The organism is Flavobacterium sp. LM4 (genome assembly GCF_002017935.1).
In the GTDB taxonomy this organism is placed as follows: domain Bacteria; phylum Bacteroidota; class Bacteroidia; order Flavobacteriales; family Flavobacteriaceae; genus Flavobacterium; species Flavobacterium chungangense.
Genome location: NZ_MUFW01000003.1, coordinates 31,644 through 46,166, shown reverse-complemented (window position 1 = coordinate 46,166; position 14,523 = coordinate 31,644). Strand labels below are relative to the sequence as shown.

Below are 14,523 nucleotides of genomic sequence, written 5' to 3'. Positions count from 1 at the left end.
CAATTTAGGAAATAGTATATTGACTTGTGTGTTTTTTACGTTTGATCCAGTAATTCACTCCAAAAATAGTTAAGGAAAAAAGTGCCAATATTAAAATTCCCCAAGGGGCATATTCATAATTACTTTGTATTAAAATTGATATCCTATTTGGTTTTTCGGAAACCCTTTCCAAAATCCAGGCAAGGGAAGTAATTCCGGCTAACAGCGCCCATACAATTCTAACCCATTTATATACCGGAGTCTGACTCAACAGAATTAACCATGGAATTATGAGAATAACTACAAATAGCTGCATGATTTCAATTCCAATGTTAAAACCCAAAATACTTAAAACCATAACACCTGCATCCAAATTTAAAACCGAAAGTACAGTAGCAAAAGCCAAACCGTGAACGAGTCCAAAACCAGCCGCCACATAAACTTCTTTGTTTGGAAAAATAGGATAGATGGCATGTATAGCAGAAATTAAAATAGAAACCGCAATTAAGATCTCAACAGGTTTCACAGGCAGATTGATCCAGCCTGATGCGCCTATTAAAAGTGTAATGGAATGTCCAATTGTAAAAGCTGTAACAATTTTCAACAAACGCATGATGCTGTATTTAGTTCCGCCAAAATTTCCCCATCTTTTGCGATTTACAACAAGAGGAGCTGGTAGTAATAAGACAAGTAAAAACAATAAATGATCTGTTCCTTCCTCGATGTGCTCCATTCCCAAGGCAAACATTCCTTTGAAACCCGTCCACCAATTACCGCCTTTTTCTAAATTTACTTCTAATGGATAGATGAGTGTTGATCTGGTGTCTACTCTTATAACACCAACTTTTACAGGTTCTTTGTTTGTTTTTCCTAATTCCCAATCACTACGGATAGAAACCAAAGCGCTATGAGTAACCAATTGATGCATAATTACATCATAGTCAAAAATGAATTTACGGGTACTTTCTCCTGTTGGGGGAATAAGAACAAGCTGTATTGTAATTTCCTGATATGGTCCGCTCTGGGTTTGTTCTGCTTTTCCAACAGTCATATTGGTAACTTCAACTAGCCAGGGTTTATCTTTGGTTGTCATTGGATGAATATGGGCCAATAAATATTCTTTGAGCTGTGACCCAAATTTTTCAATTAAATGGTTCGGATCTTTTGTGATTTCATGCCCAAAAGCAAGTTCTAATTCCCCAAGAGGTAATTGGAGTTCGACAGAAACCGTTTTAGGATTTACATCTAATAACACAATGGTACTTGGCGTTTGATGTGCAAATATTCCTTGCGGAAAGCAAAGTAAGAGCAGAAATAAAAACAACCACCATTTTTTGAAATGGCGGTTGTTTATAATTAATTTGTGAGTCATTGTTGATAACGATTTATGTTTACAATCCGATATAATCACTTGTATGATCTCTATAGACACTGTGATAATGAATTTGATTCGGAACTACTACACCCGTTTGACATATAAATTCTATCCAAACACGAGGACCATCAATACGAACATAATCGGTGTTTTTTGTAAAAAAAGAACTCTCGCTGCCCGAAACTCCGCTGGTATTACTTGCATAAGTTACATACGTATCAGCCAAAGCGTTGGTATAAAGTGTTGTAAATGCTGCCGCTGAAGTAGCATCTAAATCATTAATCCATGGAGCCATTGCTGCTAAAACTTTAGCTTGAGCGGCTGTACTTAATGCGCTCACTTTAATCCCAAGTTTTGTCGTCGGAAATGTATTGGTAGTAGAACCCGGAACCATTGTGACATCAGAGAATGTAGATGAAATCTTTGCACTAGCCAATTCAGCTGTAGTAAAAGAGGCTAACATAGCTGCCATTGCGGCTTTTTCAGCTGCCATTGGTGAATATGTTGTTCCATTATACGTAAAAGTTGTAGGTTCAATTCCTTGATGTGATGGTGTAGTACTAACAACTGCCCCTGAATCATAAGTAATATTTTGAGCGTAGTGGTGACCTCCAAATTGCAATTGCCATTTACCTGTTGTACTTGGTGTACCTAAAAATGCAATTACATAATAACCTGAAGAATAGCCTCCTGAAGAAAGCGTGCCCAAATAATCATCAGCCGTATTAATTCCAATAAATTCATTATACCCTTCCTCTGTGCCTATACCGCTTGCCGCAGCTATAACTGCTTTTGCCGCTGCAAGCTGAACTGCTGTTAGACTGCTAAAAGCTAATCCGTTGCGACAAGATAAACCGCAAGGTAAATTAGACCATCTCTTGGCATTGGAAAGATTTAATGTAAGCACTACTGATGCTTGCTGTGTTGTAGTTAATGTCGCCAAAAAAGCATTCGCCAAACAAACTACCTTTGCAACTCCTGTAGCTGATGAACAATCGGCAGTAGCGACAGAATTTACAGTCAAAGTAATGATTACGGTTTGTCCTCCAAATGTAATTACAAAACTGGCCGTCCCTGAGGATGTAGGCGTACCTGTAATAGTGTAGGTGAGGTTGCCAGCACCGTTGGCCAGTGTTCCTGCTACCAATGTAGCTGTTAAACCCGTAACTCCAGTTGATGAAACCGCTGTTCCTGCTGAATAGGCTACCCCATTACCACCAGTGTAAGGAAGTGTGGCAGTTCCGGTATAAGCAACATTAATGATAGCTGTTGAAGAAAAAACAGCAGAAGCACTTGTAAGTGCCGTAACAGAAGCTGAATTACTGGAAGAAGAATCATCATCGTCACTTTTGCTGCAGGCGAATGCAATTGTCAATAGACAAGCAATAGCTCCTAAAAAAAATAATTGTGGTTTTTTCATAGTTGTTTAAAGATTTATGGTTTTTAAAACTTAAAAACCTCAAAATTAAATGATTATTTCAGCGTAGTCATTTTTTGTGGTTAACAGCACTTTTGTAGTGGTAAACAAATGAAAATCATCTCTTTTTTGTCTTTGTAATTTAAAATATACCCTGAAAAATATGTTTTTGCATCACGGAATTATGATAAACTAATTCTGCCTTTTTTTGTTCATTTAAAATTTGGATAATAGCATACACAACCACATTCTTCGATTTCACCACATTTTTTTTGTTACTGTTTAATATTGCATAATTTTACATCATTATGCAAAAGAAACTAAAATCATATTTGTTTTTAATTATAGGAAGTTTAGTCTTCCTGTTTCTTCCTCTATTTTTTTCTCCTCGTCCTCCTGAAGAAGAAAATTATTTGTTTACAAAAGCTACTCAACGAGATTTTTTAGCCAATTTGTTAATGCTTCTTTTCTTTTTTCTGAATTTTTATCTTTTAATAGAAACACTTTATATAAAGAAGAAGTATGTTTTATATGGTTTTATCATCATCATTTGCCTATTGATAGTTTGTATTGTGCCTTCTGTTATTACCGGACACAATCCTTTTACTCCAAATGATGATTTCCTTCCTGAATTTCATAATCCGATGAAGGGTTTTATGCCAAAAAAACGTCCAAACGGATTCTTTTTTCTTGAGGAAATCAGGCACCATATTTTTCTGTTTACAGCTGTCATTTTTTCTTCAGCGTTTCTTCGGGAAAAAGTTCGTAACAAAATCATAGAGAACGAAAAATTACAAGCGGAGCTTTCACACCTTAAAACACAAATTCATCCGCATTTTTTATTCAATACTTTAAATAGTATTTATGCATTGTCTATTAAAAAAGATGATAAAGCTGCAGATACAATTGTAAAATTATCAGAATTCATGCGGTATTTACTTAAAGATTCGAATCAGAATGAAGTGTTTTTAGAAAAAGAAATCACCTATATTGATAATTATATTGATTTACAGAGATCACGATTGCGAAATTCAATCGATTTGGAATATAAAACTGATGGGGATTTTTCGAAATACAAAATTGCTCCGTTATTATTATTCCCGTTTATAGAAAATGCTTTTAAATATGGTGTAAACCCGGATGAAAATTCTGTTATAAAAATAACAATCGAAGTGTTTCAAGATCATTTAAACATGACGGTTTTTAATCATAAAGTAAGCATTATAAATATAGAGTCTTCAAAAATTGGTCTGCAAAATACATATGATAGATTGCAGCTTTATTATCCAAAAAAACATACTTTAAAAATTGAGGAAGACGAACATGTTTACAATGTAAATCTAAGAATAGAACTAACATGATAACAGCAATTGCATTAGACGATGAATTACCGGCACTGGAAGTTTTAGAAGCTTTTTGCAATCAAAGCAAAGAAGTGAATTTAGTAAAATTCTTTACAAAAACCCAAGATGCACGGTTTTACCTGGAAAAATACCCGGTAGACTTACTTTTTTTGGACATTAATATGCCTTCTGTTTCCGGAATTGATTTTTATAAGTCAATCTCACAGCAAACGACAGTAATATTCACAACAGCCTATTCAGAATATGCTGCGGAAAGCTATGAATTGAATGCTGTAGATTATTTAATGAAACCATTTAGTTATGACCGTTTTTTGAAAGCTGTTGATAAAGTAAAAAAGCTAAATCAAATTCAAAAAGGTGATAAACAAAATTATATTCTTTTCCGTGTTGATTATGGTTTGACGAAAGTGTTGCTGTCGGATATTTTATATATCGAGGGGCTAGATAATTATTTAAAAGTACATATCAAAAATCAAAAGACTTTAGTTGTAAGAATGACAATGAAATCCTTGTCGGAAAAATTGTCTCCAACAGAATTCATAAGAGTACATCGTTCTTATATAATTTCAATACCAAATATGGAATCATATCGCAATAAAATCATTTATTTAAACGATAAGGAAATCCCTTTGGGAACAAGCTATGAAGCTGAATTTTTACAAATTCTGAATAATTAAAAAGATAAAAAATTCTATTTAGCTAAAAATTAAATGGTGTTCAAGAAAATTAAAGACCTACAACTTTATAGACCGAATAGCAGACTCAGCTATTATTATTGAACAACGCAAAAAATGCTGTTTCGTAACTTGCGCTTACAGGAATTTCTGCTTCCTTAATGTATATGGTTTTGTTTCTAACTTTTTCTATTTTAGAAACAGGAACAATGAAAGAGCGATGTACACGAATGAATTCTGGTGAAGGAAGTTTTTCTATCAGTGTTTTTAAAGTCATTCTGGCCACAACAGTTTTTTGATTCTGAATATGAATTTTAATATAATCGTCTAATCCTTCTATGAACAAAATATCTGTAAAAAGTATTTTTATCAAACTATAATCCGCACGAATAAAAAGATATTGCTGTTCTGAATTTTGATTTTGAGTTTTCCATTGTTGAAAAGCTTTTTCGACAGCTTGTTGAAATCGGGAGAACGAAATGGGTTTTAAAAGATAATCCGTTGCGTTCAATGTAAAACCATCAACTGCATATTCAGAATAGGCCGTTGTGAATATTACCATTGTTCTATGTTGCATTTTTTTATAAAAATCCAATCCTGAAATGGATGGCATATCAATATCTAAAAACAACAAGTCGACAGGATATTTTCTGAGATATTTAAAAGCTTCCTCAGATTTAGTAAAGGTTTTTTGCAAATCTATATACGCAATATCTGAACATAAATTTTGTAAAATCTCTAATGCCAAAGGCTCATCATCTAATGCTATTGTTTTGATCATCCTACTTTTATGGATAAATTTACGATATATTTGTCTATAGCATCTTCAATTTTAAGCTGATGCCTGTCTGGATATAATAACGTTAATCTTTCAATTGTATTTTGCAGTCCAATTCCCGTTTCAGACTTAACCGAAAATGTTTTTCTATTAGATACGAACAAAGTCAATTCTTCATCAACAATATCAATATAAATACAAATTACAGAAGTTTGATCGGGATTTACACCATGCTTAAAAGCATTTTCTATGAAAGAAATCAAAATAAGCGGAGTAATTGCTTTACCATAAGAATTTCCGTTTACTTTATAATCAACATTCACAGTTTGACCCAATCGTGTTTTTTGAAGTGAAACAAAATTATTAATATAATTGATCTCTTTGTTTAAATCTATTACCTGATCGTTCGCATTAGTAATAATATAGCGCATTAGTTCGGATAATTGTATCACTGCATCAGGCGTTTTATCATCTTTTTTTAAAGCAAGAGCATAAATACTATTTAACGTATTAAACAAAAAATGCGGATTAATTTGTGCTTTTAAAAAAGCCAGTTCAGATTTCATTTTTTCTCTTTCTACATTTTGTAGTCTGTTGGAAATAGCAAACAATAAACTTGAAATTATTCCCAGCAAATAAACCAAAGCAGTATGTCCATATTGAGTTGGAGGTCCGCCCATCGTATCAAAAGGCATTCGTTTCGGTGGCATATCCTGAAAATGTGGAGGCAGCTTTAGTCCTCTTTCAAAAGGATTCGGATGATTTAAAAAGGGTTCCGGATGGTTTCCAAAATCTAAAAAATTATGATCCGGATGATCTAAGAATCTTGAAATCCAAAGAAAAAACAAAAGAAAACAAGCAATGATTATAAAATATAAAAATTGCTTGTTTAAAAAATAATATTTTGGAATTAAATAATAGTAGTTGAAATAAAAAAAGCAAAGTAAACTAAAATAGATAAAGAGATAAATACGGTCATGATTATTGGAATACAAATTAGGCAATGAAAAGGCACTATTTGTTGACGTAAAGGCATACGGCAAAAATAAAAAAGCAAGGCACAAAAATCCATGTTTCGCATAAAATGAAAATTTTGCTTTCATAAAATTAAATTTAACATCCCTTTTGACAGACAAAATGATATTAGTCAAATTTAACGTATTACTATTCTATTTCAAATTATTGCGGTAAAAACATATAAAATTTGCAACTTGCTTATACTAGCAGCTTATTTGCTCTTAAAATTTCTTTAAAACAAATTAATCATGAACAGGACTATCCGTACAAGGACAGCTACTTAATGCTTGAAGGAAATCAAATCCTAAGGTTACTACGTGTGTTCCGGAGTTATAATATCCTAAATCGTTAAACATAAACTGATAAGAATATGCAAAATAGAATTTAGATTTCATAAAACCTCCCATTGGTCCTAATGATAAGGGCTTTGGGAACTGGTCATTTAACATACGATAAGAAACCCCAACCCAATAATAATCTTCGTATCGATTGTAACGTCTGTACTTGAAGTTGATATCGGTAGACGAACGCTTATCACTGGCAAAATACTGATAAAATACTGATGGTTCATATTCGATACGATTGTTTTCGGCATCTCTAAATGTAAAGCCAGTATATACCTGATAATTAGACAACAAGTCTGGTTCTACACCTCTAAATTTATCTGTATTTTTCTTCAAAACGTTATTCGCATTAAAACTCAAATAAAAGTTTTTATTACGGTATAAAGCACTAATATCAAAGTTATTGTTTGATGTATAACGATTATTGGTAATTGAAGGATCTAAAACAGGATGTTCAATATCTGTATCAAATTCATCTGTATCAATCCTAAAACTATTAAAATTATACGAAATACCAAAAGACATGTATTGTTTAGAATAATAGTCTAGAATGATGTGGTGGGCAAACGAAACCTTGGCACCTGTTTGTCTGGTGTAGCCATTTTTATCGTTGTAAACTGAAATACCTACGCCTGAACGATCAAGAAGCCTAAAATCAATATAGGCAGACTGGTTGTCCGGAGCGTCTTTAATTCCCACCCATTGTGTCAATCCATTAATCCTGATTCTAACATTATCACCAATACCAGCGTAGGCAGGTGAAATTACAAAAGGGTTATCAGCCAAATATTGTGTAAACACTGGTAGGTTTAACTCTTGGCTGTAACCTGATGTTACAGCCAAGAGTACTAAGGATACTATTAATTTTTTCATTCTAATAATTTTTTTAGATAACATCATAGGGGCTATTATTTTGTTATCTGTATAAAGTGAAGTGTCCAACAAACTCTCTATCATCTTTCTTGTCATTTAGTTTAAGAACATACCAGTAATCACCTGTTGGTAATTCCTCGCCATTATATTTACCGTTCCATTTTTGACCGTAGCGATATTTTGCAATCTCACGACCGTATCTGTCGAAGATAGAGAACTCAAGGTTGTTGTAAATATTCGTACAACCAGGACCCCATTCGTCATAAAGACCGTCACCATTTGGAGTGAAGTAATTCGGAATACAAACATCAACATAAGTCATAGGTACTATTAATGTTGCTGTACAGCCATTTTGATCTCTAACTATCACTTCATAATCTCCAGATTTGTAGATTTTGTATTTGTTAGAAGATGTAAAATCCTCACCATTGAAACTATACATATAAGGTTGAGATCCACCTGCTGCTGTAACTGAAATTACATTCATTTCCTGTTGTCCAGCAGATACTGCCAAGGTCAATGGAGCAACAGCCTTAATTACGAATTCCTCTGTTGAAACTTCACAACCATCTTTATGTCTCGCCTTTACAATATATTTTCCTGGAGCAAGATTCGTAAAAATGTTACTTGCCTGATATGTCAATCCGTCAAGAGAATAATCAATATCAGCTAGATTTGTATTACTTTCATCAACAGTAATTGTTACTGAATTAGCAGCTGCATTATTGACACAGTCGTAATTTACTATCGCTTTTGGATCAAGTACTACACCCTCTGGCACATCAACATCAAGTCTCTCTACACATACTGAATTTTTACCATCTTTAATATAAACGATGTGATTACCTCCTGCTATACCTGTAAAAGAATATTGTACTCCGGTAACATTATCATAAGTGCCATTTATAACAACAAAAGGACCATCTTTATTATCTAAACTAAAACTATATGGAGCTATTGCACCTTTTATTTCAATTTTGAATGCACCATTTTTATCTCCTTTACATCCTTCAGGTACTATTTCATCAATAATTGCTACTTGTAAAGCTGTTGGCTCAGTAATTTCAATCTCTTGAGGAAGGTAATAACAGCCTGATTCATCCAGAGCAATTATCTGATACTTACCTGGTTTTAAATTATCAAATACATTACTGCTAAAGAACTGATCTAAATCAGGAGAAATTGCATACATAATTTTCCCGGTTCCACCTGTAGCATTAATTACAATTTTACCATCATTAGTACCATTACAGGTCACGTTTGTAACTTCTGGTGTATATGATAATGGACTGATCGGTTCTTCGATATCACCTGCTACTTCAGAGGCATCACAATCTTCGCTATCTACACGAACAACATAGTTCACACCTACTGGAAGATCAGTAAAGTTACCATTTGATTGAGGCCCCTTAAATAGAGTTCCATTTCTAAATAAAGTATAAACATAGTTTCCTAAACCACCAGTCGCTGTCGCAACAATAACACCAGTTTCATCACCTTTACAATTAACAACAGCATTCCTTACATCCAAATGAATATTAAGATCTTCTATAGGTAAAACTTCAATACCACTTGAAACAAATCCAACACAATTATTCGCATCTCTCACATAATACTGATATTTACCTGGAGCTACATTAGGTATAACAGCAGGAATTGCAGCTGTGAATGAACCAAGTATGGTTCCAAAGTTAGGATCAGCACTATAAGTATACGATCCTGTTCCTCCTGTAGCACTTAAAGTTAAGCTTGCCTGAGTTTTACAAGTTGGATCATATGATTGACGCAAATCTGCCGTTACAATTGTTGGTTCGTTAATAGTAATACTACCTGAAACTTCACTACAACTAAATCCGTCAGTTACCGTAACACTATAAGTACCCGCTCCTAAACCAGTAAAGATTGGTAAAGGTTGTGGTCCTGAAGAAATTGTTTCAGTCGGTGATATTATTGTATTCAAAGTGTATAAATAGTTACTTTCCTGACCACCTGTTGCCACTACAGTAATTGTAGCACTTCTGTCACCATTACAAAGCAACATAGTTGCACTTGGAGTAACATTTATCAAAATTGGTTCTGGATTTTTTAAAACTACAGAAGTACTTACAGGACAACCTTTTGTATCTCTGACACTTACAGTATATGTTTCAGCTGTTAAATTAGCGAATTCATAAGTTGCAGACCAGTCAGAAATAACAACATTAGCACTATTTACCAATTTGTACTCATATCCGCCAGCCCATCCGCCAGTTGCAGTTGCTACAATTCTTCCGTCATTATTACCTGGGATACAAGTAATAGGACTATGATCCTCTGTAATTTTCAATTCTGCATCAGGCTGTCCAATTGTGAATGTAGTAGACACTGGACAGAATGGACTATTGATCAATGTTGCTGTAACAGTATAATTACCCGCCGTTAAACCTGTTAAAGTCAATGGTCCAGCCGTTGCAGAAGTTCCTGAACTTGTTACAGGTCCTGTAACTGTGTAAGTAAAGGTTCCTGCTTCATCAGGATTACCAATATTATCAATTAAGGTAATACTAGCTGTTCCGCTATTTGAACCATAACAAACAACATCTGTTTTAACAGCTTTTAAGTCGAAAGTATTTGGTTCGTTTACATAATGAGGTAACTGAATACTACATTGTGTTGCCGGATTAAATGCTGTAATAATATATTGTCCAACCGGTAAACCTGTAAAGTTCCCTGTTGTGTTAGAAGCGAATGTAATTGCTCCACTCACATCTGTCAACGTATATTGAACACCTGCTATCGCTGTTCCTGCAGCATCAACCGCTGTAGCTGTAATACTTTCAGGATTAGTACATGTAATTGCAGTTTTTACAACATTTATTTTATCTAATTTAATGTATGGATTAATTGTTATAGGATTAGCATAAGTAGCCATACAACGATTACTATCATAAACATTTATTGTGTAACTTCCACCAGATAAATCATATTCAGTGTAAGTATTTGAAGTTCCTGTTTGAACCTGAGTACCGTTTTTAATGAATTCATAAGTATACGTACCTGAACCTCCTGTTACCTGATCAACTGTAATCGTTGTGGAATTAGATAAGTTCGTTCCTGTATTACAAACAAATTGAGAAAAATCAACATTGTTTACTACAATAGGACCTGGTTCACCTACAGTAACTGGAAGAGTTTTTTCACATCCTCTTTCTGATCTTACTGTAACTGTATAATTCCCTCCAGCTAATCCTGTGAATACAGGTGAGTCTTGTGGAGTAGCTCCATTCAAACTATAGGTGTATTTTGGATTATCGTTTATACCATCTGCAGGAGTATCCATACTTGCTGTAATAGTACCATCGCTAACACCGTTACAAGTAACAGGTGTTTGTTCTAATTTAAATCCTGTAATTTGAGTAGCAGGTTTTAATTCTATAGAAGCAGACTTTTCACAATTAGTATTAATATCACGAACATAAATTGTATGTGTACCCGAAGTCACTCCTGTAAATGGTGCAACTGCACCATAAAGACCATTATCTATTTTGTATTCAAAATTTCCTGAACCTCCTGTAGTTGCAACAGCGACAACACCATCACCATCTATACAAGAAGGAGAAGCTGTTACTGTTGGCGTAAGAATTAATGGTTCCATAATAGTAACCTGAGTAACAGCTGAAGAACAACCATTACCATCTTTTACCGTTACATTGTATAAACCAGGAGCATTAACTGTAATAACATTGTTTGAATCAAAACTAACACCGTCTATACTGTACAACAATGCTGTACTGAATCCGGTTGCTGTTACTGTAATTTCATAAGTGCCTGTTAAACTTGGACATTGTGTAGCTACTGCGCTTGCAATAGTTGGATTGGTATCCGGAATTATAGTCAGAGCATTATTTGCATCACAATTATTACTGTCTAATACATAGACAATCCAGTTTACATCAACACCATTATTGGTATCTACAACCAACTGATTATTAGTCACGAAACTTGTTGGAACCGGATCACCAGCTTTTGCTACAGCATATCTGTAAGGTGCAGTTCCTCCGTTTGCAGTTACTGTAATAGTCGCATTATCTTCATTACAATTAATATTTGTTGCAATTGAAGTTGAACTTAAAGCAGCTGCCGGTTCGTTAATTGTTATAGCAACTGGTTTTGTACATCCTGATATACCATCAGTAACCGTAAGAGTATAATTACCCTTCGGTAAATCAGTATAACGAATGACATCACCATTTTGAGTCATTGTTCCCACATTAGGAGATAAAGCAAATGTATAATTACCAGCTGTAATATAGTTTGATACTGTGAAATCTACAGTACCTGTAGTACCTCCATTACAATAAACGTCATTAATTAATTGAGCTGTTACCAATATTTTATCAGCTTCTTCAACAACAATTGTCTTAGTAATGCTACAACCGTTGGCACTTGTCACTTTAATAACATAAACCTCAGGAGATAAGTTAGTAAAACTATTTGTTGTACTTGGAGCAGTAACTGCTGAAGCTGGTGAAATAATTTCGTAAGTATAAGGTGCTATTCCTCCTGAAACTGAATTCACTGTTACTGTCGCAACAGTACCTGCTGTATTACAATAAATAGGAGTAGCTGATAAATCCATACCGGTCAATGGTAAATATCTATTTACCGTAGTGCTTGCGTTAACAATACAGCCATTGGCATCCTTAACAGAGTAAGCAATAATCTGGTCTGTACCGTTATCCGCTACAACCAAAGTATTAACTGAACTATAAACACCAGATCCGTTAAAACTATAAGTATATGGTGCTGTACCTGTACCCACAGTAGCCGTTACCGTAACAACTGCCGGCTGTGCAACATTGCCCGAATTACAACCAAATGGCGTAACAACATCCGTAGCTGCCAATACTGAAGGCTCTGTGATCGTTACCGGAATAGCCGCTGAAGGACATCCTTTGGCATCCGTTACTACAACTGAATAAGTTGTTCCTGCAATCAATCCCGTATAGATTCCTGTAGCATCACCTGTTGTGTTAGCTCCTGTTCCGCTAAGAACATAAGTATAAGGTGCAACTCCGTTTGATGGCGTTACTGTGATTGTTCCATTATTCTCTCCGTTACAGATTACTGCCGTTGGAACTGCATTAGCCGTTGGCGTTGCAGGGGTAGTTACAACTGCTGCGTTTGTTGTTACTGAACAAACTGCCGCATTGCTGTCTGTAATGACAAAAGTATAGCTGCCTGCTGCTGAAACTGAAGCTGTAAAGCCTGTTGCTGTTGGCGTTGCTAATCCTGAAGCAACTCCGTCTACATACATTTGGTAAGTATATGGTGCAACCCCATCTGTAATAACAACATCAATAGTAGCATTAACTGATCCTGCACAATACAAGTCTTTGGTCAATGTAGCTGTAGCCAACAATTGTTTTTCAATTGTATAGTTTACAAATGCCTCACAGCCATTATCATCCTTAATTCCTAAGGTATAAGTACCCGGTGATGTAAATGTAGCTGTTGATGTAGCTATAGCCGATCCGTTTACTGTGTATGATTTAACACCATTATAGCTCGTAGTCAAGGCATCTAAGTCAACTGTCAAGGCTGAACCTGCATAACACTGCGGTGCTGCCGGATTAATAGACGGAGCAGCATTGTTTGTGATGATAACATTCTCCATATGGATACAGCCGTTAGCATCTTTTACATAAACATCCCATGACAGGTCTGCCAGGTTAGTATCTACTGAAAGTACTGAATTAGTACTGTAAGCTGATGCAACAGGAGCGGCTGAACCACCGTTTACAACTGCATAAGTATAAGAGCCTGTTCCCCCTGTTACTGCGCTAACTGTGATATTAGAAATATCCTGTGAACAGAAAACTTTAGTTCCAACTGCGGTGAAAGCAATAGGGTTCGGTTCTGTTATAGTAATAGCGGCACTCTCTGAACAATGAGTCGTATTGTCCTGTACTGTTACTGTATAAGTACCTGCTGATAATCCTGTTAATGTAATAACATCACCAGCTTGTGAAACCTGTGCTGCTGCAACTGCCGGAGAAGTTACAACACTATAATTACCAGATACACTGAATCCTGTAACGGTAAACTGCGCTGAACCGTTATTGGTAGTACCGTCTGCAGCATTACATGAAATATCAGTAAGCATAACTCCTGCAATAGCAATTGGGGTTACCGGAACAATTGTATAATTTCTTTCAATTGAACAGCCATTAGCATCGGTCACCTTGAATAAATAAGTATCTGGAGCCAAGCCGGTAAACAATGGATTAGTTCCATTGTCAACAGTGATTGGTGAAATGATCTCGTATTTAGCCATAGGCACATATCCGCCAGATACTGTCAGAGTAATATCGGCAACATTGGTCGGACAAACAGGTGCTGTAGTCACAGCAAACGTAATACCGGTCAATGGTAAATATCTATTTACCGTAGTGCTTGCGTTAACAATACAGCCATTGGCATCCTTAACAGAGTAAGCAATAATCTGGTCTGTACCGTTATCCGCTACAACCAAAGTATTAACTGAACTATAAACACCAGATCCGTTAAAACTATAAGTATATGGTACTGTACCTGTACCCACAGTAGCCGTTACCGTAACAACTGCCGGCTGTGCAACATTGCCCGAATTACAACCAAATGGCGTAACAACATCCGTAGCTGCCAATACTGAAGGCTCTGTGATCGTTACCGGAATAGCCG

General features: G+C 35.3%; 8 protein-coding genes (1 of these 8 cut by a window edge). 2 read left to right on the top strand and 6 right to left on the bottom strand.

Going from position 1 to position 14,523, the window contains the following annotated elements:
- Positions 1-4 precede the first annotated feature (4 nt).
- Together BXU10_RS17615 and BXU10_RS17610 are read right to left on the bottom strand one after the other, a co-directional pair.
- Positions 5-1,351, bottom strand: coding sequence for a HupE/UreJ family protein (locus BXU10_RS17615; RefSeq protein WP_078228879.1), 1,347 nt, complete (start codon positions 1,349-1,351; stop codon positions 5-7).
- A gap of 19 nt (positions 1,352-1,370) precedes the next feature.
- Positions 1,371-2,774: a DUF3500 domain-containing protein gene (locus BXU10_RS17610; RefSeq protein ID WP_078228878.1), complete on the bottom strand. Its 1,404-nt coding sequence runs from the start codon at positions 2,772-2,774 to the stop codon at positions 1,371-1,373.
- 305 nt (positions 2,775-3,079) lie between these two features.
- On the opposite strand from BXU10_RS17610, the gene BXU10_RS17605 reads away from it, so the two are divergent.
- On the top strand, positions 3,080-4,132 hold the full coding sequence (locus tag BXU10_RS17605) for a sensor histidine kinase (protein ID WP_078228877.1): 1,053 nt from the start codon (positions 3,080-3,082) through the stop codon (positions 4,130-4,132).
- Positions 4,129-4,812 carry a LytTR family DNA-binding domain-containing protein gene (locus BXU10_RS17600; protein ID WP_078228876.1) on the top strand — a complete coding sequence of 228 codons (684 nt, stop codon included), beginning with the start codon at positions 4,129-4,131 and terminating at the stop codon, positions 4,810-4,812. The genes BXU10_RS17605 and BXU10_RS17600 overlap by 4 nt, the downstream gene beginning before the upstream one ends.
- Before the next feature lie 85 nt (positions 4,813-4,897).
- Here the strand turns inward: BXU10_RS17600 and BXU10_RS17595 are convergent, their stop codons facing one another.
- The 4 genes from BXU10_RS17595 to BXU10_RS24845 all read right to left on the bottom strand — a co-directional run.
- Entirely contained in the window at positions 4,898-5,590 is a 693-nt protein-coding gene (locus BXU10_RS17595; RefSeq protein WP_078228875.1) for a LytTR family DNA-binding domain-containing protein, read from the bottom strand.
- The gene (locus BXU10_RS17590; RefSeq protein WP_078228874.1) at positions 5,587-6,690 is read right to left on the bottom strand and encodes a sensor histidine kinase; all 1,104 of its coding nucleotides are present in this window, start codon (positions 6,688-6,690) and stop codon (positions 5,587-5,589) included. The genes BXU10_RS17595 and BXU10_RS17590 overlap by 4 nt, the downstream gene beginning before the upstream one ends.
- A 156-nt stretch (positions 6,691-6,846) precedes the next feature.
- On the bottom strand, positions 6,847-7,821 hold the full coding sequence (locus tag BXU10_RS17585) for a type IX secretion system membrane protein PorP/SprF (protein ID WP_223255506.1): 975 nt from the start codon (positions 7,819-7,821) through the stop codon (positions 6,847-6,849).
- A 43-nt stretch (positions 7,822-7,864) separates the two neighbouring features.
- Positions 7,865-14,523, bottom strand: partial view of a T9SS type B sorting domain-containing protein gene (locus tag BXU10_RS24845; RefSeq protein ID WP_123922044.1) — the final stretch only. 23,503 nt of this gene lie beyond the right edge of the window; 6,659 of the gene's 30,162 nt are visible here — the last part of the coding sequence; its start codon lies off the right edge, out of view; it ends in the stop codon at positions 7,865-7,867.